The following is a 20,969-nucleotide window of genomic DNA, read 5'->3' on the forward strand; positions in this document are numbered from 1 at the left end:
AGCTAAAGCTGACCGACTAAAGTCGGTGGTTTTAACCTTTTAGGAGACTAATAAATATAAGCCAAGCTGATGGAATTGCGAGTTATTGATCTAATTGTCACTCGGAGGCTTTTTGGAAGAGAAGAGGATGGGGGACGTAGAAAAGAACGGGTCGCAAGATACGCTAAAATGACTCGAATGTTGGCCATTCAATCATTTTAGCGTCCTGCTAGTGATCTCGTTAGTTGTTTAGAATTGAAATCGATTCAACGTTTGAAGACGCATCAAAACGAACATTGACCAATACACTTTCTCGCTCGAAAGTCACGTCATCAAAATCAGTGGCTGCGATCTTGAACCCATTCCTTGCGAATAAACTCGTCACTGTTGTTCGTTGTTTCTGTTCCATAGCGCATGTCAGTAGTTCATTCATCGTGATCTCCATTAGGTAACCGTGTGCATAATGTAAGCGTACAACCTCTTTATTATGAGATCAATTGCTTAATTGGTAAGCTGTGTTGATATGTTCAATTGAATGATTTTGGTATTCAAAAATCCAATAAGTAAGAGGGTGCGTAGTTGTGTTGATTATGGAAGATGGAGCGTTATGTGACGGTGGTTCAGCATTCCTAGAACGCGAGATTCATTGTAAAAATCTCGTTGAAATAAGTGGTTACAAAGCAGAAGACATCATGCCTGCCGTTTGGCTTGTTAGAGGGGAGATTGGGTCAATTATTGGCTTGTAACCAGCTTGGCTAAAGTACACTGATTTGTGATGCAGAAACACGCTAATGAATCCTCCCTATATTGAAATATTGCATGCTTAACCCGTGTTGTTATAAGTGTTATTAATTGCACAGGCTTGATTTTAACATTTATTTGATTTATAAATTCCCTACTCATCAATAACTTCATGATTATATTAGTTTTTACTAACCTTTAAATAACATGGAGAAAGGCGATGAATAAGAACCAAACACGCAACGGGTTAGCGAATTTAATGCGATTTCGTAAACCATATAAAGAGACGGATTTCCTTGTCAGTTCTAATGAACTACGAGTTAAGAAAGATGTTTATAGTTTGCGTAAAATTAAACAGTTAGAAATTCGTCAATTGGGCTTCAAAGAAAACGCTATCAATATCGTTTCATTGGCTTTAGTACTTTCCGCTGCGACTTGGGCGTTTGTTCCTCAGTTTGGCCTGCGTATGCTTGCGCTGACTTTTATTTTGGCTTTTGTCTCATGGCGAAAATACGAGTTGCGTGCAGAATTTAAAGGGGCAGACGAAACCGGTGATCATTGGGTATCCGTAGCTCGCGGTTGTACTCGAGAAGAGTTCAAAATTTTGAAAAATGTCGAATTGACGTTACGTGACCAAGTTTCTTAGTAAGCAAGGTGTCGTAATCAGTTAGGTTCAATAATGATTAAGGCTCGTCACTCGTTGGCGAGCTTTTTTATTTTCTGAAAAACATAGATAGAGCAGGTTACTTTTAGACGCCAACGACGATGTTGGCAAATGTGAACGTTATGAACCTTAAGTCACGGTATTTATAGTGGTCTTTAGGACTTTGAACTTAGAGAGAGGGTGGCGGTGAATACGCGAGTAAATAAGAGTTTTTTAACGAGACTTATCCGGCTAGTTGGTTACGCTTTGATTTTAGTGTCGAGTTTTAGCCGATTGACCCATGCTCAAAGCATCGAGTTTCCTACTTGTGCACAGAGCGAGGTTTTGAATACAGAGATCCACCTTTATGTTGATGAATCGGTGTTAGCCGAATATTCCAAAGCATTTGTTGCCTCTAAAATAGCGACATGGGAAAGCTATTCGAATCTGGTGTTGAAAAACTCCTGCATTCCTATGACGAGAAAAGTAACCAAGGTGACCTACACCTCGGTAATCGATAGCCTATGGTTTCAAGATTTGAGCGCAGCAGAGAGGTTATTAAAATTATCGATGGAAGAACCGATTCCTGAAACAACAGAAGACGGTGTCCCCATTTTTACAGGGATAGTCTTTTCTAATTATAATTCTAGTTTTGAGTCTGATTATTGTGGTATTTCATCTTCAGCATCCTATTTTTTTTCTTTAGCGATAAATTGCCCAGACTCGACAATGGAACATGAAATTGGCCATTTGAGTGGTGCTAATCACGACTACAAAACGTTATTGAAAGACTCTGGTAGTATCGAAAGTTACATCTCTGGAACGTATCCCAAAGCTCCTCAATATTCCTTTGGTTCCATTTGTGCTGATAGAGGCACAGTGATGTCTTATGAGCGAGATGTTATACCTGCTTATTCCAGCCCGGACATCAAAGTGGATGGTATAAAATGCGGAGATAGCAATCACCACAATAATGCAGAGTGCTGAGAGAGTTCGCACAAGCTTACCTAACCCCATGATTACCTCGTTGCTCGATTGGTAGTCATTCGATTTAGTTACTTTATTATTAATGGTTATTATGAGATTACTAGCTGCTGTGGTCGCGACTAATCCCTCTAGAAATTAGACCAAGAACCAAACCTAAGCAGCAAACCAAGGAGAGAAAATGCAGGTAAGTATTAGGCCCGCCATGCCTAGCGAATTGGCCACCATTTATGCTTTGGTTATCTCAAACGATGAGTGGACGAAGTTTAACGGCCCTTATTTCCCATATTCCCAACCGTCATTAGACGAATTTGAAAGCCATTCGTTTCAACGCTTACTCGATGGGTTCGATTTACAGCTGGTGGTTGTAGATGATGTTCTTGTTGGGACTGTCAGTTGCTATTGGGAATGCGAAGAAACACGGTGGTTGGAAGCGGGTGTGGTTATTTATAACTCTGAGTATTGGGGTAAAGGTATTGCTGCATTGGCTCTTCCTCTTTGGGTATCTTACCTATTCGAAAGCAAGCAGATCGAACGAGTGGGCTTAACCACTTGGTCAGGTAACCCTCGTATGATGTCTCTGGCTTTGAAATTAGGTTTTCAACAAGAGGCGAGGCTCAGAAAAGTTCGTTATTTCCAAGGCGAGTATTATGACTCGGTAAAATATGGGTTGTTGCGCTGCGAGTGGCAGGAGAGAAGATAGCTGAAAATACCCCCTTTTTGGGCGTGATTTGGTATTCAATTTAACTATAACACTTTGATCTAAAACGTGAGAGCTAGCGTACTTTACCCAGTTTATAATGGATGAGTATGTAATGAAGCTAACTAAAGAGAATGAATCAAGAATTATAGAAATGGCGTGGGAAGATAGAACCCCGTTTGAGGCCATAGAGCTGCAATTTGGTTTGAATGAATCAGAAGTGATTCGCTTCATGCGAAGCCATCTGAAGCTTGGCAGTTTTAAATTGTGGCGCTCACGTGTTTCTGGGCGCTCGACCAAGCATGTCAAACTGCGCAGTTCAGACGTATCGAGAGGGTATTGTCCTACTCAATACAAGCATCGTTAAATAGGAACTTACTTAACCAGCAATTCCAATGAATATATCAGTATGGAAACGAAAGGAATAAAAGGAATGAAACAATTTTTTGCTCTAATTTTGGCAGTGCTTTGCTTTGGCGTTGGTTATGTTCAAGCTAATGATGTTCGTCTTAAACAAGCTTACGAGAGTCACCAAAGCGATGTACAAGTTCGTGGCTCTGGTACAGTCTATCGAATACTTCCAGACGATAACAAAGGTTCTAGACATCAAAAATTCATCTTACGATTGGACAGTAAACAAACCGTGTTAGTCGCGCACAATATTGACCTAGCTCCTCGTATTCAAGGATTGGGAAAAGGTGACCGAGTTGAATTCTATGGCGAATATGAATGGAACAAGAAAGGTGGCGTAATTCACTGGACTCACAGAGACCCTAACAACCGTCATGCTCACGGTTGGTTAAAACACAATGGGAACGTATACGAGTAAACACCTTCGAGACTTTTCCCTTCAAGGCTATAAGATAAAAAGGAATTTTGATGTTTAAGTTAGAAACTGACAGGTTGATACTTCGAGATATGAGTTTCGAAGACGAGTGTGCCTTTGTTGCGATGTCTCAAGACGCTAAGTATCAGCGTTTCTATGATGAAAGTGATTGCGAACCTAACAAATATCGAGAGTTAACCCAGCTGTTTGTTGAGCAGGCTTCAGAAGCTCCTCGACAGTCCTACCAGCTAGCGGTTGAAAGCAAAGATTCAGGGAAGTTTATTGGAACCGTTTGTTTACGCCTTGAAGATAACCTACAAGCTTCAATGGGCTGTGCTTTCGCGAGAGAAGCTCAGGGAACAGGACTAAGTTTAGAGGCTGCAGCAGCCCTAGCTAGTTTCGGTTTCTCAGAGTTAGGCATACACCGTATTTACGCGGAAACCATCAGCAAGAACTTGGCTGCGATTAAATTGTGTAAGGTGCTCGGAATGAGGCAAGAAGCGTATTTCAATCAACACCGATTTTTTAAAGGAAAGTGGTGGGATACCGTTGTGCTGGCGATTCTACGTTCTGAATGGAAAAAGGCATAGCAATGGAAAGTGAAAGGCTCAAATTAACCCCCCCATCATTAAAATACAGCGAAGAGATGTTTGATGTGATTAATGAATGCAAGGTCGAGTTTTCCCAATTCTTACCTTGGGTTTCTGATTCTCTAACTAAAGAGCAGCTCGAACTTAACATTCAAGATGCTACCAATAATTTCGCCAACTTTATTGGAGAATTCTGGTTCAATATTATTGAAAAGAAAACGGGGGCATTTATCGGGGCTATTGGTTTTATGATCAGAGGCGGTACTGTCTCTTACTTTGAAATTGGCTATTGGTTACAAACATCCCAAACTGGCTTTGGTTATGTGAGTGAAGCCATCCGAATTATCGAAGAGTATGCATTCATTCAAAAAGGTGCGAAACGAATCGAAATTAGAATGGCAGGCTCGAATTTGAAAAGTCGGGCTGTAGCTAAACGATGTGGATATCAACAAGAGGCGTGTTTCGCTAATGACCGACGTTTGCCATCAGGAGAGCTAGACAGCACGCTCGTTTACGCGAAAACGATCCGGTCTTAAACGTGAGGTGTTGATTCTTAATGTGTGGCACTTTTCTTTAGAGAAACCGTCAAATTCCAAGTATGTTGAGAGACCGACATTTAAGGTTTAGTTATCTGGGTCATCGTCGACAGTGACATCACCATTCATTGAGTTGTAGTCAATGGAAATACCCGGTACGACTCGATAATGATAGATACACTGATCCGTCTGTACATATTCAGCAATGTAGTCGGTTTCTTCTGGTGAATTGAAACTTGAAACACTAGGTGGATCGAGGAGCAGTGCGCCCCATACCGAAATGCAATCTTCAGCGTTATCTAATCTTGGAGATTCTTCAGGTAAGTGCCATTGCTGGGCTGGATATCCCCATTCATTGAAGTCAAGCAGGCCGGTCGCGGAGTCATCATAGATAGGGACATTCGTGGAAGCACCACCACCGTTTGAGGTTAAATTTTTTGAATAGGCAAGATCGACCCCTGTTTTAAAAGAAGCACCAGTACCTTTAACAACTGCAATATGAGAATCGGTACTTACGTTGAGGAACCTTGGAGCAGCAGTTACGGCGAGTATTCCAAGGATCACAATAACGACAACAAGCTCAATAAGTGTAAAACCGTTCTTTTTCATTTAGCACCTCTTTTTAAGGTCGCTAGTATGCATTATAAGTTACTCTTACCAAAGGGAATATCCTTGTTTTAGTGGTAATTTAAATGCTCAATAATGAATGTTGTGATTAAGGTAACTTATATTTTATAAATCCCATGCGTATGGTTTAAGCGCTGTGTATCTCACTTTGATATTAATTTTAGTTCTATGAAGGTTTGGCAATTAATGAATATCGTTGAAACGGTAAAGCTTCATCTTTCAGACGTTGGTTATCCAGAGGCTAGTGTTAAAACAGGGCTGGTTCGATCTATATCGGCGCTCGTTTTTAAAACCATCAAAAATAAAGATATCTCTAATGTTTTGTCCCTGTGTACTCAATTGCTTGAAGAAAGGGATTGGGCGTTAGGTGTTATTGCTTACGACTGGGCTTTTAGAGTAAGAAAACAATATTCGAAAGAAACGTTTCCAATCTTTGAGCATTGGTTAATGGAGTATGTCACTGACTGGAATGATTGTGATGATTTCTGCACTCATGCGTTTGGTGAGTTACTGTCTCAATACAATGAGTTGTTCGAACTCACAACCAAATGGGTCGAGCATTCAAATTTTGCTGTACGTAGAGCTGCTGCTGTCATCTTAATTTATCCGATCAATCAGAATCGATACTCAGCGTTGGCTCCGCTTTGTGTAGCAGACCTATTGCTAGAAGATGGACATGACCTCGTGCAGAAAGGATATGGTTGGATGCTTAAAGTCCTCAGTAAAAAGGAACCTCAACAGGTTATTGGTTATTTAAACGCTAAGCATGCCGCAATACCAAGAGTTGCTTTTCGCTACGCGATTGAAAAGTTGGACGATAAAACTAAGCGAGAGTTAATGTTACTTTAACCACTGGCACTCCTCAAATCATCATCAGAATCCGGTGTGATTAATTATAACGATTAAAATAGGAACCCAAGGTGCAAGAACAAACTAGAGGACTCGATCGAGAAGGGTTCATTCAAAATCTTTATTCGCCAAAGAACATTGCGACTGAATTTCAAGAAGTGGTGTCAGCAGTCGTTGATTCGCTGCTAAGAGAACTTCCAGGTCAAGTTGATGGTATCTACTTGTATGGAAGCGTGCCTAGAGGAACAGCCATTGTTGGTCGCTCTGATTTGGATGTTTCGATCGTACTCGCTACGCCTATTGGTCAGAGAGAAAAGGAAGTATTTAACCTACTTTCCGACACCATACCCCAAACCTATCCTCAAGTGACTAAGCTTGATATTGATCCAGGGTCTCTCTCAGAGGTTCTGCAGCCCAACGAAGAATTCCATTGGCAGTTTTGGCTCAAGCATTGTTGCTGTTGTATTTGGGGGAATGATCTATCTATAAAGTTTCCACGATATAAGCCCAGTAATGAAATAGCCCAAGCTCTTAATGGCGATTTATCGACTTTTCTTAAGCAAATGCCCTCGAGTTTCAAAACAATGACTGATGCGGATATCGTTAAGGTAATTGGTAAAAAGTTAGTGCGAGCGGCGTATTATTTTGTGGCTGAGCAAGACGGCAGTTGGTACACCAATCTGAGCCAGTGCGCTGCAGTCGCCAAGCGCTATTACTCCAATCAAAGCGACGATATTGAGCTAGCTCATCAATACGCTCTCGGAAATTTGATATCTAAAACAGAAGCTTTTGAATTGTATGAAAGGCTGAGCAAAAAGCTGATTCGAGAGTAGGTGAATCGGCTAGTCAATTTGGGGGAATGGTGGTATATGCATACCACTTCGCATTTGTTTTATAAATTATGGTCAGTTTAATGTTTAAAAAACTTATGTGTTGTAGTTTCTCTCTTTCGTTATCGATAAGTGCGTGAGGAACAAGAATGTACACCAATAAGTATTCAAATTTTTGGAGACGCTTCTTTGCTATCTGGATAGATTCAATCGTATTTTTGCCATTGGAATGGATAGATGATTACGTGCTTTCTGGAGTGATTAGTTCAGGTGGTGTTTTTGCTTGGGGAATTGTGAATTCACTGATAGGGATTACTTACTACGTTGGTATGCATGCCAAATATGGACAAACGATTGGTAAGATGGTCACGAGAGTAAAAGTGGTCGATGTATCTGAAAGCAGAAACCTAACCCTCAAACAGTCTTGTATGAGAGATATTGTCCCAATCATGCTTATACCTTTTAGTCTCTATGCTTATGCACAACTGTCGTTCTACGGCCAAACCTGGGAAAGATTAGAGCAAACCCGAGCCTTTATTTTTGTTGGTTACGCAATGATTGGTTGGGTTCTTTTAGAGTTCATCTCTATGTTGTTTAATCACAAACGCAGAGCGATTCACGACTTCATTGCGGGCTCTGTTGTCGTAAAGAAAGTCTAAATATATAAACTATGGCCTAAGGAACCCCCGATGGATGTATATGAGTGTGTCTCTTTTATCTTGCTGAACGAATCGCAAGTATTGCTAGAAAAGCGTAGTGAGTCTAAGGAGACCGATCCCGGCTTAATCACTATACCTGGCGGCCATATTGAACACGGTGAAAACCTGGTTCAGACACTCTTTCGTGAGCTCGATGAAGAGCTTAATGTTGTTCCGATTGATTACCAATACTTGTGTTCGCTTTACCATCCTACGAAGGAACTTCAGTTGATTCATTATTTTATCGTGAGTGACTGGGAAGGAGATATCACCGCTCAAGAGGCTGATGATGTTAAGTGGTATTCACTAGGTTCAGCTCCTGTTGGTATAGCAGCCGATCGTATTGCTTTGAAAGAAGTAGAGCGCGTGGGTAGGTATCTTTAGTTTGGATTCGATAACATGTTTACGACGTTTTTGAGGGCTCAAAAACGGTGAAACCCCGATGTTGGTAGTATCGGGGTTTCGAATTTCTAGATTTCTCGACTGGTAAGATCGATTATCTTTTCTATGCAGAAGGCTTGGATTAATCCAATCTTATTCCTTGGTAGGGAATTAGATACGGATGAAGTCCATGTGCTCAACTTTAGGCTTGAACGCGTGACGTTGAACGTCTTGCGGCTTAACCTTAACTTCTGCGCCGTCAATCAGTAGAGTGATTGCTTCGTAGAATTCAGGCTTATCCATTTGGTTGATCACTTCAGCGTGAACAAGTTCGATAGCTACAGCTGCTGCTTCGCCACCGTAGATTACAGCTGGGAATTTACCAGCGTGACGTAGGCGGCGGCTCGCACCTTTACCTAGTTCAGTACGTACTACTGCTTCAAATTTCATAGTTTTACTCTCAAATTAGTAAAAATTAACTTCACACCTCAATGCGACCTTGAGTATGTGGTAAAGCTTATGCATAAACGAGTTCATGCTTAAGCGAGCGCGGATACTAACATCACATTCAAATCTGAGCAAGTCAGAAGCCCATCTCAAAGTGAATTTCCTTCGATAAATGATTCGTTTGGAGATAAAACGTTCACTAACTCTTATTTACCCCATTTTATCTCCTTTTAGATTGCCAATCTTATCTATTTATAGTGCTACTAAATCATCAAGTTAATGAACGGAAAATGAATGTTCGCCTAAGACTTGGTTAAGGCTTGGTTAGTTATTCTTAATGCTAATCAAACAGCAGAATGAATAGGTGAAGCTATGGAACCAGTAAGTATTGTCGTTATTACATTAAACGAAGAGAAACGAATTGGGCGCTTGATGGAAGAGTTGAGTGTGCAAACCCACCAAGAGTTCGAAGTAATTGTTGTCGACTCCAATAGTGAAGATAACACCAGAGAAGTCGCTCAGGCTTATGAAAGCGCCTTGCCAGAGCTGACCGTGCATCATATGGAAGAGCGTGGTGTGAGTTTAGGCCGAAACACTGGCGCTTCTTTGGCTAAGCACTCGAGAATCCTATTTTTAGATGCCGATGTTAGCTTGCCTCGTAACTTCTTAGCAAAAGCGCTCTACGAACTTGATGAAAGAAAGTTGGAAGTGGCTGGCGTGTACATGAGTTCTAAGGGGTTACCTTTGGTGCATAAATTAGGTTACGGACTGTTCAACGCAGGTTTGCTTACGACCCAATACTTTTTCCCTACAGCGGTTGGTGCTTGTATTTTCTCGACCAAACGAGTGCATCAAGAGATAGGTGGCTTTGATGAAGCTATTGTCCTTTGTGAAGATTGTGATTACGTGAAAAGAGCCAGCAAGACTTGGCGTTTTCGCTTCCTTAATATGACTTTTGGATTCGACCCTAGAAGGCTTGATCAAGATGGGATTATGAAAACGGGCATGACGTATTTGCAAGCCAATGTACGACGTTTTTTCTCTGGCGAGATGCGTAATAATGAAATGAAATATAAGTTCGGACACTATAACGAGCAATAAGCGTTGGGGTTGAAATGTTTGAAGGAATAGGACTTTTCTTAGGGGCTTTAGGTGATGCGTTGATTGGCCCCAACTTGTTTGTGCCCGGTGAGCCCTTCTTTATCGCAGCAGGGTACCAAGCGTATTCAGGTGCTTGGTCTGCGCTGGTGTTTGTGATGCTTGGAGGCCTATTGGGAGATCAGTTGAGTTATTTGATTGGTTACCGATACGGCGCAAAAGCACAGCGTAAACTGATCAAGTTCCGCCCTAAAACCAAAAGGTTGATTGCGCGTTGTCGATTCTTAATTGCTCGTAAGGGCACCTATCTCATATTATTCGCCCGTCTGTTAGGGCCTATAGCATGGGTTGTGCCATTCATTGCCGGTTCTCACCGTGTACCGTGGCGTAGTTTTAGTGTTTTAGCTTTGTTTGGGCTCATTCTTGGCGGCGGACAATTTATCGCTTGGGGCATGTTATTGGCGCATGGCGTCGAGAGCTTTCCTTTGCTTAATAGCGTTAAGATATTCCTCGCTGAACACCAAAGCTTAATACTTGGCGCATTTGCCGTTTTAGTCGTGACGATCATTGGTTATAGAATGAAATGGCGATACCTGATGCTGAAATCGAGTGCCTTATTGTTAGCATCTGTGTTGTATGCAAATTACGCCCACTTCTTCTGGAAAGCGGATGATTTTTTAACGCAGCAAATATCAGAAGAGGTCGCTTCTATTGACCTTGAGCAAGTAACATATAAGGCATTTCCCGGCCTGTCCCCGATTTATGACGCACAAGCGATTAATGTTGTTTACGTTGGGGAGTCACCGCGTGAATTGATGAATCAACTCGGTTGGATAGAGAATCAAACCTTCTCTCGTAATGAGATTGAATGGACAGGTTATCTCGTATTGTTGAAAGAGAAAACGCCGCCAGTGTCGGATTTATATTGGCGAAACAAGCCACAAGATATGGCTTTTCAACTGCCGGGGAATCTAATGAAAAGAAGCCATATTCGTTGGTGGAATGCAGGGCTTGATCATAATAGCAATCGACCTAAGTGGTTAGGCGCAATCAGCTACGATGATGGTCTTAAAGTGACCCCGTATTCTGGTATTGTCACCATTCTTCATCGGGTTGATCCTAATGCGGATGAAGAGCGCGATAGGCTGGCAGAACAAATTAAATCGCTTTATCCGAGTCTAGGTATCGCGAATGTGCCGCTTGCTAAGGCTGAGGTAATGAATGATAGCAATGACTATTATACTGATGGCAACATACTCATGATTGGGGCGAGTTCCTATGGTTTTGACGAACAGAAACTGGATGTCGCAGCCAATGACATATAGAAGCCCGGATTAACACATCACACTCTATTTTTCGTCTCCTCGGATTATCCCATTGATTCTTAGAATGTTCCCATTGAGCCTTGTTTAAACCCTTATTAACATAATGCTCAGTGGGAAACTTCACCACTGTTTAGTTCCAAATCAAAGTCCTTATTCCGCATTAATCTCTCTGCCTTTGTCTATGCTAATAAGGTGCTATTAAGAAGCACAAGCTAAGGACAAAGTTATGCAAATGAATCCGATTGGTTGGTTTGAAATTTACGTCGACGATATGATGCGAGCGAAGGCTTTTTATGAGGCTGTGTTTAATGTCACTCTTGATAAGCTAGATGTTGAAGCGGGAATGGATGTTGAAATGTGGGTGTTTCCTTGTGATATGGACAGCTACGGCGCTACAGGTGCGCTGTGTTATATGTCTCATGTCAAAGCTGGCGGCAACAGCACGATGGTCTATTTCTCTTGTGAGGATTGTGCGACAGAAGCAAGTCGAGCCGCAGAAAATGGTGGAGCTTTACAAGTGCCGAAAATGGCCATTGGGCAGCATGGTTTTATCAGTATTGTGAGTGATAGTGAAGGCAACATGATAGGGCTTCACTCTATGCAATAATTGGCGGTTGTCTGTGATTGGCTATGATCGGATTGAATAAGGTCTGACTGACCATAGACGCGCTGGTTATGTTGAAGGTATCGCCGTTCAATACAATGGTGTATTGGTAGAAAAAAGCAGGAGTTTGCAAAATTGTGCAAACTCCTGCTTTTATGTGTGGTTTAGCTTTTATGTTCCGATTAAGAGCTTTATACGACCTTAGACACCTTCAGAACAAGAGAGGCTTTCAATCCGCCCATTGGGCTCTTGCTGAGCGTTAGGCTGCCTCGGTAGCTGTGCGCCATTTCATTCACGATGTTAAGCCCCAATCCTGTTCCCGGTGTGGTTTCATCAAGTCGAACACCACGTTTGGTGACTTGCTCAAGTTTCTCTTCAGGAATGCCTTGGCCATCATCTTCAATCACCAATTCAATGTTGCCATCGTCGAGTTCATTCGAATGGACTCGGATAATGCTGTTCGCCCATTTGTAACTGTTCTCGAGTAGGTTGCCGACCATTTCATCAAGGTCGGTTTTCTCTACTGCCACTTCAATCTCAGAGTCTAGCTCGTTAATCATGGTGACTTCGTTAGCAGCGTAGACTTTATCAAACGCCATTGAGATAGCTTCAACACGCTCACAAGGTGACGATTTCACCGAAAGAATGTTCATTGCACCTGCCATGCGTGCACGGCCAAGATGATAATCTATTTGGTTCTGAATCTGATGAATGGGTTGTTGTAACAAGGTCTTATCATCATCTGGAAGTCGCTCTATCTCATTTTTCAAAACCGACAGCGGTGTTTTCAAAGCGTGAGATAAGTTTCCAGCGTGGTTACGCGCTCGTTCCAATAACTCTTGATAGTGGAAGAGTAGGGCATTGAGGTCAGAAACCAATGGAGAAACCTCTTTCGGGTAGTTGTCGCTTAACCCTTGTTGCTCGCCGTTTCTTAACATCACCAGTTCACGTTGCATCTTACTGAGTGGCAATAGTGACCAGCTGACTTGAATACCAATCAACATCAGCACGCCCACAAACAGCAACATCAGAATCAACCAGACTTGACCTGTAAGTTCGGTCAGTGTGGATTCTAATGGGTCTTCATCAATACCAATGGTGATCGTGACAGGATCGTTCAGTTCAGGCAGGTAGATATCCTGCTCGATGTAAATCAGCTTTTCTTTCTCAGGCCCTTTGATTGAAGTATGAATCGGCGAACGCTTGATGGTGAGGTCTTTGTCCCATAGAGATCGAGATCGAATAATCTGGTCTTGAGTAGCGGCTCGCCAATAAATACCACTGTAGGGTTGGTTAAACCTAGGATCAGACAGACGCTCTGCCATGATGAGGTTACCACTGTCGTTGGTTTCTATGTTGGCGGTTAACTCGTCCATGGTTAGGCTGAGCTGTTGCTTGACGTCATCGACCAAGTAATCGTTAACCAACTTAGGTATTCCGACGCCTGCCGCTAATATCATCGCACCTAGCCAAAAAGCCGCGGCGAGGAGCAAGCGGCTTTTTAGACTGACGTTTTTAAGTGTTCGTTTTTTTAGATTCATACGTTACCAGCCTGTCTTTGCTCATCTTGCTATGAGAACAACGACGATCAGCACAGGCTGTCCACTTAATTGATGGTTGTGCTTAAATTGATGACTGCTCTTAGCTTAATTAAATACAGCGTTATTCAGCATTCAGTTGGTAGCCAAGGCCACGAACGGTTTTTATTATCTTAGGTGCGATCTTCTTACGAATACGACCGATGAACACTTCAACCGTGTTCGAGTCGCGGTCGAAGTCTTGCTTGTAGATATGCTCAACCAACTCAGTGCGCGAGATAACTTTGTTTTGGTTATGCATGAAGTACGCAACAACTTTATATTCTAGCGCCGTGAGGCTAACCGCTTGACCTTGCCATAACACTTTAGAGCTGCGTGTGTCTAGGCTTAAATCACCAATTTGAAGTATAGGAGCAGCACTGCCTGACGCTCGGCGTAGTTGAGCACGAATGCGGGCTATCAGCTCGACCATTTCGAATGGTTTAGTTAGGTAGTCATCAGCGCCTGCATTCAAGCCTTCTACACGCTGCGTAAGCGTGTCACGCGCACTCAAGATAATCACTGGCGTGTTAATGTTTTCGTCTCGAATGCCTTTTAATACGGTTAGGCCGTCCAGCTTAGGTAGACCTAAATCGAGAACGATGGCATCCCACTCTTCTGATGTTGCACGGTAGAGTGCGTCAATACCGTCTTGAGAAAGTTCTGGAACCCAGTCGGCTCCCTCAAGGGTTTCTAGAATTTGTTGGCCCAAGCGAGGTTCGTCTTCAACGACTAAAATTTTCATAATTGTTCTTCTTAATTCTTGTAATGACTGTTCGTTGTGCTTAATGGTCGTCGTGATCAATGGCGTCTTTAAAGTTGCGGCGCTTACTTATTCACCGTGTTTAATTGCGTCTTTAAAGTTTCGGCCTTTAATCATGAGCATCTCTAACGTCTCGGCGTTGTATTCGACTTTGATGATGTTGTTTTGGTAATTGATTTTTAGTTCATACACCCAAATGTCGTCATCTTCTTCTAGCTCTACTTTAATGATTCTGCCATGAAGATCGTTCTCAACGGCCGCATACATTTCTGAGAAAGGGCGAATATAGCCTTCGCGTACGGCTTCGTAGACTTCGTCTTGATCTTCTTCAAATTCGATACGGGTTCCCGCTTTATGGACATCTTGTACAAGATCATGACCGTTATGATCTGAGTCAGCCCACGCACTAGCAGCGACACATAAGCCTAAGCTTAAAGAAAACATAGAAATCATAACTTTACTAAACATAGCGAATCCTAGAGAAGGTTGATAGCGTTCAGTATAAAAAAGTAATTCTGAACAGAAAGTGAACCTGATGAATAATGAGATTTAGGTTCTCAAAAAGTGAGATGTTAACGTTGCTGAAGCTCGTCTTCGAATATCTTGTCTCTCATTTTCCAAAAACGCCCGACTTTACGTGCAATCACGAATTGAGGTGGGCGGAATCGATGTTGATGAGCAACCACTTTCGTTGGTGAAGCTTCTTCAAAAGGGCGGTGTCTGTCGGCAAGGTGAGGGCGAACAAACTGATCTTTAAAGTTCTGCTTCTGTTTCTTGGTGGTTAATGACCAAAATTCATGCACTTGTGCTTGGTTTTCGCCACGGTAAGTGACTTTAAGTTGCGACTTACCTTTGTCGTCCTTGAGAACGTTAAGGTCCATCTCTAAACACTCAAACACCAACGCATCTTTTAAGTTCAGTGCTTCTTTAAGTTTTTTATCTGGGTCGACTAAGGTTGCATCGCACTCATGGCAAATGCGCGCGGCAATGTCGTTGTCAGCGCCGCATTCACCGCAGTATTTGGCTCGGAAGCGATAATTACAGTGTTCGCGTTCGCCCGTGTCTTCATCGGTAAAGTAGCCTTGGCATTTACGGCCAAAGTGCTCGAGCAAGAAGCCATTGCTGTCTAGCTTGCCCCAGAAGTTATTGTTGAAGCCGCATGCAGGACAGGGGATGGTGATGATTTCACTGTCTGAGTCGGGTTTAGGGTCGCCCACTTCAGGTTGGTAAAGATCGTAACTGTTGCCTGCATAGTCGAGCACTAAACACTCTTTTTTACCCGGCGATAAGCGTAAGCCACGGCCAACGATTTGTTGATACAAACTGATGGACTCTGTCGGGCGCAAAATCGCGATTAAATCCACATGAGGGGCATCAAAACCTGTCGTTAATACCGATACGTTAACCAAGAACTTGATTTTACGTTCTTTGAAGTCACTGATGATTTGGTCACGTTCGAGAGTTGGTGTGTCGCCGATTACGATTGACGATTCACCTTCGGGCAGTAAGCCAAGGATCTCTTGTGCGTGTCTAACAGTGGCAGCAAATACCATGATCCCTAACTTGTCTTTGGCCAGCTCAATGATCTGGTCGACAATTTGTGGGGTCGCACGTTTAGATTGCTCGATCACCATATCGAGTTCTGCTTCTTTGTAGCGGCCTGTACTTGCAGGTTTTAGCTGTGAAAAGTCATAACTCAATACTGGCGCATCGATCATACGTGCTGGTGTTAGAAAGCCTTCGTCCAACAAGTAGCGAATCGGCAACTCGAAAATACAATCTCTGAAAAACCTAGGCTCTTCAGATCGTACTTGTCCACGCGTGTGATACTGATAAAGCCAACCCATACCAAGACGATATGGGGTCGCGGTCAGCCCAAGCACCTTGATGCCCGAATTATTCTCGCGCAAGTGAGTGATCACTTTTTGGTAGCTACTGGTCTTTTCATCGGGAACACGGTGGCATTCGTCGATAACCAACAGTGAAAATTGGTTAGAGAATGAATCGAGGTTGCGAACCACAGATTGAACCGAAGCGAACACCACTTGTTGGTCTGTCTCTTTTCGCCCTAAACCCGCAGAGAAAATTGAGCCTTTTAGCCCATAACCTTCATACTTTTCATGGTTTTGTTCGACCAACTCTTTAACGTGAGCGAGTACCAGCACTCGACCTTTCGCAAGCCTTGCTAGCTCTGCAATCACAAGGCTTTTTCCTGCGCCTGTAGGCAACACAAGAACAGCCGGAGTTTGGTGTTTTCTGAAGTAATGAATCACTGATTTTACAGAATCAGCTTGGTACGGGCGGAGTGTATACATATCGCGTCTTGTAGGGTAGAAAACAAATAGTGTGAAATAGCTCAACTAATTGAGCAAAGGTGACTATAATACCCGACTTAGATTAGTTGAGGTATTCATGCGTTTAGATAAATTTCTGTGCGATGCGTTAGGCGTCACTCGAAGAGAAGCAACACACTTATTAAAATCCAAGGCAGTGACAGTAAATGATGTCATTCAAAAAAGCGGTTCACTCAAGGTAACTGAAGAGTGCGTTGTGGAATGGCAAGGCAATGAACTGAATGTTCACGGCCCACGTTACATCATGCTTTATAAGCCAGAAGGCTTTGTTTGTTCGCATGAAGATGGCGCAAATCGTATCGCCTTTGAATTACTCGATGAAATCAAAATGGACAAGCTGCACTTTGCTGGTCGTCTAGATATTGATACGACGGGTCTTGTGTTGATTACCGATGATGGTAAGTGGTCTCACCGCATCACATCACCAAAGCACAAGTGCGAGAAGACGTACCGTGTGTGGTTGGTTGAACCTGTTGAAGACGATTACGTTGAAAAATTCAAAGAGGGCATCCAGCTTAAGAGCGAAGATGGCCTAACACTTCCAGCACACTTAGAAGTTCGTGCTGAGCGTGAAGTACTGTTAACGATTCACGAAGGCAAATACCACCAAGTAAAACGTATGTTTGCGGCACTTGGTAATAAAGTTGAAGGGCTACACCGTGAGCGTATCGGTGAAATCGAGATGGATGAATCTTTAGAGTTGGGTGAATACCGTTACCTAACACAAGAAGAAGTCGACTCTATCTGGAAGTAATCTTTCTGCCGTAGATGTGGCCGACCAAGGATAGCGTCGGCTGATTATTTTGACTGGTACTAGGACAGTTTCAGCCATTATTGTTATATGTTCATGCTTACATAAAACCTAGTACTTAGTCGGAGAGTTATGCAAACGTCTACCCAACAGACACCAAGCTCACAACCACAAACTCCTCAGTTAGGTTGGATGCTATTTTTGGTTCTGGGTGCGATTGGTGCACTGACACCACTCGCCATCGATATGTACTTGCCTGCTATGCCAACGATCGCCAAAGATCTCGGCGTTACAGCGGGTGAAGTACAAATCACACTCACAGCGTATACCGCAGGTTTTGCATTAGGTCAGTTGTTACATGGTCCGTTAGCCGACAGTTATGGTCGCAAGCCTGTTCTACTGATTGGTGTATTCTTTTTTGCGGTCGCGTCTGTTGTGAGTGCGACGACTCATGGCATTGAAGCGCTAACGTTAGTCCGTACCGCTCAAGGTTTCGCTGGTGCGGCGGCGGCGGTAATAATCCAAGCCGTTGTGCGTGATATGTTCGACCGTGAAGATTTCGCGAGAACCATGTCGTTCGTTACCTTGGTGATGACGGTTGCACCACTTATCGCGCCGATGATTGGTGGTTACTTAGCATTGTGGTTCGGTTGGCGTTCAATCTTTTGGGTATTGGCTATTTTTGCGGTGATTGTCATTCTCGCGGTGATAATCAAAATTCCTGAGACACTGCCTGTCGATAATCGTCAACCATTGCGCTTTAAAACCACGATTCGTAATTACGCTCGTTTATGTAAAAACCCGACTGCTATGGGCCTGATTTTCTCGGGTGCGTTTTCGTTCTCTGGGATGTTTGCATTCTTAACCGCAGGCTCTTTTGTCTACATTGATGTCTATGGCGTACGTCCTGACCTGTTTGGTTACCTATTTGGTCTGAACATTGTTGCGATGATTCTGATGACGACAATCAATGGTCGAATCGTTAAGAAGGTCGGTTCTCATACAATGTTGAGGGCAGCTCTGGTCATCCAATTACTGGCTGGCGTAGGCTTACTTGTCGGTTGGGCATTGGATCTCGGGCTTTGGGGAATTGTGCCGTTTGTGATGCTATTTATTGGCACTATCTCTACTATCGGCAGTAACTCTATGGGTCTTTTGCTCAGTGGTTATCCAAACATGGCAGGCACGGCTTCATCGCTTGCGGGAACATTAAGATTTGGTACTGGTTCTGTCGTTGGGGCTATCGTTGCGATGCTGCCAAGTGACAGTGCTGGGTCTATGGCTATGGTAATGGCTGCGTGTGCAGTAATGTCAGCATTACTATATTGGACATTAGGAAAGAAGGCATAATGTCAAAATACTATATTGAAATTCAGAAGTTAGTGAATGACGCATTGGGCGAGCTTTACGCTCTGCACAAAGCAGGCAAAGCGATTGATGCGCCTATTGCGAACAACCTTTATTTGGTTCGTTGGGTAACAAAGGCAATTAAATCCCAAGCTTATGATCGCGTGATTGTGCCTGACTTGGTTCGCTGGCAGAAACAGGGTCGCTCAAAAGGCAATAACTCTGATTTAACTTTTACCTTTAAACGTATTTCTGCGTTTTACGGGCGTTTTTTCCCTGAAGGCGAAGAGCCTAAAGTGCTTAAAGACAGTGATGTTGAAGCGTTCATGGACAAAATGTACGAGATGGGTTGGAGCGTATCGAGTGAAGATGAGCTAACGACTGGCGGTAAGATTCAATTCTTTACGGATGGCGAACACTCTTTTGCACTTTGTGGCAAACAGTGTGATGACTCTTTCGACGGTGAGTTGATAGTTAAGCCAATGAACTGGTTTGTTCGTGGTAACCACGCCGAGTTCATTCAAGCAGCGATGGAAGCGGGTTTCATGCTTCACAAAGTAACGGACTACAAGTCTGTGGTGAAGTATCACGGTGAATACATTGTTTACCCTGCTAACCAAGGCAACCAGCTGGCTGAGATCCCAATTAGCGTTATTGGCTAAGGGAGATATGCGAGATTAGAGATTCAAAGAGCAGGCCATTGAGCCTGCTCTTTTTGTTTTCGTACCCGCAATTCAATCTCGTATCTACTTTTAATCCCTTCGCATCCCGACACTCGAATTATGCGCCTGATTTTATTCTTTTCGCATCTCGTTACTCGAATTTGATTCCATTCTTCTATCTGCTTCTTTGGCCTGTTTCTCAATTGCCTTTACCATGCCTTTAAAGATAAACAGGTGGGCTGGCATCATCGCAAACCAATACAGTAACCCTAGAAAGCCCTTCGGATGCCACCAAGCTGAAATATTCAGTTCACGAGCATCTCCGTGGTCAGATACGGTAATTTCTAGTCGGCCTAAACCTGGGCCTTTCATTCCGAAAAGTAGGGATAAAAACTGATTCTCTTCACAGCGAATAACCTTCCAAGAGTCAATCTTGTCACCGACTTTTAGGGTCGGTCCTTCCGGCATGTTTCGAACCGGTACACCGCCGCCAAAGAGAAGATCTAACCATTCGCGTGTGCGCCATAAAGCATTAGCAAAGAAGTAACCTTGCTTCGGGCTTCCTATTTGCTGAGCAACATGCCAAAGCGATTCTAATGATGCTGTCGACGTGATACTTGCACCTGTTTTCTTAGGGTAATAACCATAGCCAGCTTGCCAGCGCTTAAAGGCTGCTTTGTCAAAGCCCCACACATTACTTTTTACGAAGTTACCTTCAGAATGAATAGCTTGTTCAACCATGTTTTCGAACGAGATAAGCTTCTGAGGGTACTTTTCTCTAATGGTGGTCGAACTGGCAATAAAGTCGTGTTTTAAGCCCGCGAGAAGCGCTCTGCCTATATTTGATGGGACAGAGGTCACCACGCCTAACCAATAAGACGCAATTTGCGGTGTGAGTAGCGATGTTGCCCAGAGTCGAAGAGGGCGATCCGCTGTCTTAGCAATGTGTGCAAATTGGTTTCGATAAGAGACAATATCAGGCCCGCCAACCTCGAAGGTTTGATTGTCACTTGGCGTGTCGTGTGCGAGTTTTAGCAAGTAGTGGTTTAGGTTCTGTAATGCTATTGGATTCGCTTTGGAATCAACCCATTTTGGCGCAATCATGATGGGTAGGTTGTAAACAAAGTCTCGCATAATCTCGAATGCTGCTGAGCCGGGACCAATAATCACACCCGCTTGTAATTCTGTCACGGGTACAGAGCCGCTACGCAGCAGATCACCGGTTTTCTTTCGAGCTTGTAAATGTTCTGAGTCTGCTGTCTGAGGTTGAAGTGAACTTAAGTAGATCACGTGTTGATTCTTTGGCCCAAGAGCCGAAACAAAGTTACGTGCTAGATTCAATTCGTAGTCAATAAAATCGTGGCCTTCAGCCATTCCATGCACGAGAAAGAAAATAAGGTCAAAATCAGGGACGAGCGCTTGAGTTGCAGCTTGATCTGCGAGATCAAGATACACGAGTGAGAGATTGTCGTGAGGCTCGGTTCGTGCTTTTAAATAGTCGATATGCCTTGCTGCTGCTGTGACTTGATGGCCTTGCTCAAGCAGGAGAGGGAGGAGTTGCGAACCAACATATCCAGAAGCGCCTAAAACCAGTACTTTCTTCATTGTTACTCCATTTATATCTGTGGTTAAAAACCGAACATTGATATAATAGCGC

General features: G+C 43.3%; 25 protein-coding genes and 1 pseudogene. 18 read left to right on the forward strand and 8 right to left on the reverse strand.

Annotated features, from left to right (window positions below):
- Positions 1-220 precede the first annotated feature (220 nt).
- A complete protein-coding gene (locus ED652_RS17955; protein ID WP_004734640.1) occupies positions 221-412 on the reverse strand; it encodes a hypothetical protein in 192 nt (63 codons plus the stop codon).
- Positions 413-560: 148 nt separating this feature from the next.
- On the opposite strand from ED652_RS17955, the gene ED652_RS23805 reads away from it, so the two are divergent.
- The 8 genes and pseudogenes from ED652_RS23805 (at position 561) to ED652_RS17990 (ending at position 4,999) form a co-directional block, all read left to right on the forward strand.
- Positions 561-725: a hypothetical protein gene (locus ED652_RS23805; protein ID WP_162929960.1), complete on the forward strand. Its 165-nt coding sequence runs from the start codon at positions 561-563 to the stop codon at positions 723-725.
- Positions 726-940: 215 nt separating this feature from the next.
- Entirely contained in the window at positions 941-1,366 is a 426-nt protein-coding gene (locus ED652_RS17960; protein ID WP_122055685.1) for a hypothetical protein, read from the forward strand.
- 204 nt (positions 1,367-1,570) lie between these two features.
- Positions 1,571-2,382: pseudogene (locus ED652_RS17965) on the forward strand (hypothetical protein).
- A gap of 146 nt (positions 2,383-2,528) precedes the next feature.
- Positions 2,529-3,050: a GNAT family N-acetyltransferase gene (locus tag ED652_RS17970; protein ID WP_122055686.1), complete on the forward strand. Its 522-nt coding sequence runs from the start codon at positions 2,529-2,531 to the stop codon at positions 3,048-3,050.
- 112 nt (positions 3,051-3,162) lie between these two features.
- Positions 3,163-3,414 (forward strand): TIGR03643 family protein, encoded by a 252-nt coding sequence (locus ED652_RS17975; RefSeq protein ID WP_122055687.1) that lies wholly within the window; start codon positions 3,163-3,165, stop codon positions 3,412-3,414.
- Positions 3,415-3,480: 66 nt separating this feature from the next.
- Positions 3,481-3,876: a DUF3465 domain-containing protein gene (locus ED652_RS17980; protein ID WP_122055688.1), complete on the forward strand. Its 396-nt coding sequence runs from the start codon at positions 3,481-3,483 to the stop codon at positions 3,874-3,876.
- Positions 3,877-3,926: 50 nt separating this feature from the next.
- Positions 3,927-4,463, forward strand: a complete 537-nt coding sequence (locus ED652_RS17985; protein ID WP_122055689.1) for a GNAT family N-acetyltransferase — start codon at positions 3,927-3,929, stop codon at positions 4,461-4,463.
- 2 nt (positions 4,464-4,465) lie between these two features.
- Positions 4,466-4,999 carry a GNAT family N-acetyltransferase gene (locus ED652_RS17990; protein WP_122055690.1) on the forward strand — a complete coding sequence of 178 codons (534 nt, stop codon included), beginning with the start codon at positions 4,466-4,468 and terminating at the stop codon, positions 4,997-4,999.
- Positions 5,000-5,086: 87 nt separating this feature from the next.
- Here the strand turns inward: ED652_RS17990 and ED652_RS17995 are convergent, their stop codons facing one another.
- Complete coding sequence (locus tag ED652_RS17995; RefSeq protein ID WP_122055691.1) at positions 5,087-5,608, reverse strand: type II secretion system protein; 522 nt, start codon at positions 5,606-5,608, stop codon at positions 5,087-5,089.
- Positions 5,609-5,812: 204 nt separating this feature from the next.
- Here ED652_RS17995 and ED652_RS18000 point away from each other — a divergent pair, with 204 nt between their 5' ends.
- From ED652_RS18000 to ED652_RS18015, 4 genes are all read left to right on the forward strand, one after another.
- Entirely contained in the window at positions 5,813-6,475 is a 663-nt protein-coding gene (locus ED652_RS18000; protein ID WP_017079045.1) for a DNA alkylation repair protein, read from the forward strand.
- Between the two features lie 71 nt (positions 6,476-6,546).
- Positions 6,547-7,308 (forward strand): nucleotidyltransferase domain-containing protein, encoded by a 762-nt coding sequence (locus tag ED652_RS18005; RefSeq protein WP_108208837.1) that lies wholly within the window; start codon positions 6,547-6,549, stop codon positions 7,306-7,308.
- 146 nt (positions 7,309-7,454) lie between these two features.
- Complete coding sequence (locus tag ED652_RS18010) at positions 7,455-7,964, forward strand: RDD family protein (protein WP_122055692.1); 510 nt, start codon at positions 7,455-7,457, stop codon at positions 7,962-7,964.
- Between the two features lie 30 nt (positions 7,965-7,994).
- Entirely contained in the window at positions 7,995-8,387 is a 393-nt protein-coding gene (locus ED652_RS18015; RefSeq protein ID WP_122055693.1) for an NUDIX hydrolase, read from the forward strand.
- Positions 8,388-8,555: 168 nt separating this feature from the next.
- On the opposite strand, the gene rplY is transcribed toward ED652_RS18015, so the two are convergent.
- Positions 8,556-8,834, reverse strand: coding sequence for a 50S ribosomal protein L25 (gene rplY / locus ED652_RS18020; RefSeq protein ID WP_017079048.1), 279 nt, complete (start codon positions 8,832-8,834; stop codon positions 8,556-8,558).
- Positions 8,835-9,203: 369 nt separating this feature from the next.
- Between rplY and ED652_RS18025 the strand changes: the two genes are divergently transcribed.
- From ED652_RS18025 to ED652_RS18035, 3 genes are all read left to right on the forward strand, one after another.
- Positions 9,204-9,932, forward strand: coding sequence for a glycosyltransferase (locus tag ED652_RS18025; RefSeq protein WP_122055694.1), 729 nt, complete (start codon positions 9,204-9,206; stop codon positions 9,930-9,932).
- Between the two features lie 14 nt (positions 9,933-9,946).
- The gene (locus ED652_RS18030; protein ID WP_122055695.1) at positions 9,947-11,254 is read left to right on the forward strand and encodes an LssY C-terminal domain-containing protein; all 1,308 of its coding nucleotides are present in this window, start codon (positions 9,947-9,949) and stop codon (positions 11,252-11,254) included.
- A 226-nt stretch (positions 11,255-11,480) separates the two neighbouring features.
- On the forward strand, positions 11,481-11,861 hold the full coding sequence (locus tag ED652_RS18035; protein ID WP_017111624.1) for a VOC family protein: 381 nt from the start codon (positions 11,481-11,483) through the stop codon (positions 11,859-11,861).
- A 188-nt stretch (positions 11,862-12,049) separates the two neighbouring features.
- Here the strand turns inward: ED652_RS18035 and ED652_RS18040 are convergent, their stop codons facing one another.
- From ED652_RS18040 to ED652_RS18055, 4 genes are all read right to left on the reverse strand, one after another.
- The gene (locus ED652_RS18040) at positions 12,050-13,399 is read right to left on the reverse strand and encodes an ATP-binding protein (protein WP_122055696.1); all 1,350 of its coding nucleotides are present in this window, start codon (positions 13,397-13,399) and stop codon (positions 12,050-12,052) included.
- Between the two features lie 121 nt (positions 13,400-13,520).
- The gene (locus tag ED652_RS18045; RefSeq protein ID WP_004734666.1) at positions 13,521-14,180 is read right to left on the reverse strand and encodes a response regulator transcription factor; all 660 of its coding nucleotides are present in this window, start codon (positions 14,178-14,180) and stop codon (positions 13,521-13,523) included.
- Positions 14,181-14,267: 87 nt separating this feature from the next.
- Positions 14,268-14,666 (reverse strand): PepSY domain-containing protein, encoded by a 399-nt coding sequence (locus tag ED652_RS18050; RefSeq protein WP_004734667.1) that lies wholly within the window; start codon positions 14,664-14,666, stop codon positions 14,268-14,270.
- A gap of 104 nt (positions 14,667-14,770) precedes the next feature.
- A complete protein-coding gene (locus ED652_RS18055) occupies positions 14,771-16,513 on the reverse strand; it encodes a DEAD/DEAH box helicase (RefSeq protein ID WP_004734668.1) in 1,743 nt (580 codons plus the stop codon).
- 97 nt (positions 16,514-16,610) lie between these two features.
- Between ED652_RS18055 and rsuA the strand changes: the two genes are divergently transcribed.
- The 3 genes from rsuA to ED652_RS18070 all read left to right on the forward strand — a co-directional run bounded on the left by rsuA (position 16,611) and on the right by ED652_RS18070 (position 19,312).
- Positions 16,611-17,306 (forward strand): 16S rRNA pseudouridine(516) synthase RsuA, encoded by a 696-nt coding sequence (gene rsuA, locus ED652_RS18060; RefSeq protein WP_004734669.1) that lies wholly within the window; start codon positions 16,611-16,613, stop codon positions 17,304-17,306.
- Between the two features lie 129 nt (positions 17,307-17,435).
- Positions 17,436-18,653: a Bcr/CflA family multidrug efflux MFS transporter gene (locus ED652_RS18065; RefSeq protein ID WP_017079054.1), complete on the forward strand. Its 1,218-nt coding sequence runs from the start codon at positions 17,436-17,438 to the stop codon at positions 18,651-18,653.
- Positions 18,653-19,312, forward strand: coding sequence for a DUF2913 family protein (locus tag ED652_RS18070; protein ID WP_122055697.1), 660 nt, complete (start codon positions 18,653-18,655; stop codon positions 19,310-19,312). Before ED652_RS18065 ends, ED652_RS18070 begins: the two co-directional genes overlap by 1 nt.
- Before the next feature lie 132 nt (positions 19,313-19,444).
- On the opposite strand, the gene ED652_RS18075 is transcribed toward ED652_RS18070, so the two are convergent.
- Positions 19,445-20,917: a DUF2867 domain-containing protein gene (locus ED652_RS18075; RefSeq protein ID WP_122055698.1), complete on the reverse strand. Its 1,473-nt coding sequence runs from the start codon at positions 20,915-20,917 to the stop codon at positions 19,445-19,447.
- Positions 20,918-20,969: the final 52 nt, after the last annotated feature.

The organism is Vibrio sp. Evd11 (assembly GCF_900382755.1).
GTDB lineage: Bacteria > Pseudomonadota > Gammaproteobacteria > Enterobacterales > Vibrionaceae > Vibrio > Vibrio lentus.

Excerpts from the sequence above, each read along its gene's own strand:
- ED652_RS17955 (WP_004734640.1), bottom strand. The coding sequence starts at position 412 with ATGAATGAACTACTGACATGCGCTATGGAACAGAAACAACGAACAACA.
- ED652_RS17960 (WP_122055685.1), top strand. The coding sequence starts at position 941 with ATGAATAAGAACCAAACACGCAACGGGTTAGCGAATTTAATGCGATTT.
- ED652_RS17970 (WP_122055686.1), top strand. The coding sequence starts at position 2,529 with ATGCAGGTAAGTATTAGGCCCGCCATGCCTAGCGAATTGGCCACCATT.
- ED652_RS17975 (WP_122055687.1), top strand. The coding sequence starts at position 3,163 with ATGAAGCTAACTAAAGAGAATGAATCAAGAATTATAGAAATGGCGTGG.
- ED652_RS17980 (WP_122055688.1), top strand. The coding sequence starts at position 3,481 with ATGAAACAATTTTTTGCTCTAATTTTGGCAGTGCTTTGCTTTGGCGTT.
- ED652_RS17985 (WP_122055689.1), top strand. The coding sequence starts at position 3,927 with ATGTTTAAGTTAGAAACTGACAGGTTGATACTTCGAGATATGAGTTTC.
- ED652_RS17990 (WP_122055690.1), top strand. The coding sequence starts at position 4,466 with ATGGAAAGTGAAAGGCTCAAATTAACCCCCCCATCATTAAAATACAGC.
- ED652_RS17995 (WP_122055691.1), bottom strand. The coding sequence starts at position 5,608 with ATGAAAAAGAACGGTTTTACACTTATTGAGCTTGTTGTCGTTATTGTG.
- ED652_RS18000 (WP_017079045.1), top strand. The coding sequence starts at position 5,813 with ATGAATATCGTTGAAACGGTAAAGCTTCATCTTTCAGACGTTGGTTAT.
- ED652_RS18010 (WP_122055692.1), top strand. The coding sequence starts at position 7,455 with ATGTACACCAATAAGTATTCAAATTTTTGGAGACGCTTCTTTGCTATC.
- ED652_RS18015 (WP_122055693.1), top strand. The coding sequence starts at position 7,995 with ATGGATGTATATGAGTGTGTCTCTTTTATCTTGCTGAACGAATCGCAA.
- rplY (WP_017079048.1), bottom strand. The coding sequence starts at position 8,834 with ATGAAATTTGAAGCAGTAGTACGTACTGAACTAGGTAAAGGTGCGAGC.
- ED652_RS18025 (WP_122055694.1), top strand. The coding sequence starts at position 9,204 with ATGGAACCAGTAAGTATTGTCGTTATTACATTAAACGAAGAGAAACGA.
- ED652_RS18030 (WP_122055695.1), top strand. The coding sequence starts at position 9,947 with ATGTTTGAAGGAATAGGACTTTTCTTAGGGGCTTTAGGTGATGCGTTG.
- ED652_RS18035 (WP_017111624.1), top strand. The coding sequence starts at position 11,481 with ATGCAAATGAATCCGATTGGTTGGTTTGAAATTTACGTCGACGATATG.
- ED652_RS18040 (WP_122055696.1), bottom strand. The coding sequence starts at position 13,399 with ATGAATCTAAAAAAACGAACACTTAAAAACGTCAGTCTAAAAAGCCGC.
- ED652_RS18045 (WP_004734666.1), bottom strand. The coding sequence starts at position 14,180 with ATGAAAATTTTAGTCGTTGAAGACGAACCTCGCTTGGGCCAACAAATT.
- ED652_RS18050 (WP_004734667.1), bottom strand. The coding sequence starts at position 14,666 with ATGTTTAGTAAAGTTATGATTTCTATGTTTTCTTTAAGCTTAGGCTTA.
- ED652_RS18055 (WP_004734668.1), bottom strand. The coding sequence starts at position 16,513 with ATGTATACACTCCGCCCGTACCAAGCTGATTCTGTAAAATCAGTGATT.
- rsuA (WP_004734669.1), top strand. The coding sequence starts at position 16,611 with ATGCGTTTAGATAAATTTCTGTGCGATGCGTTAGGCGTCACTCGAAGA.
- ED652_RS18065 (WP_017079054.1), top strand. The coding sequence starts at position 17,436 with ATGCAAACGTCTACCCAACAGACACCAAGCTCACAACCACAAACTCCT.
- ED652_RS18070 (WP_122055697.1), top strand. The coding sequence starts at position 18,653 with ATGTCAAAATACTATATTGAAATTCAGAAGTTAGTGAATGACGCATTG.
- ED652_RS18075 (WP_122055698.1), bottom strand. The coding sequence starts at position 20,917 with ATGAAGAAAGTACTGGTTTTAGGCGCTTCTGGATATGTTGGTTCGCAA.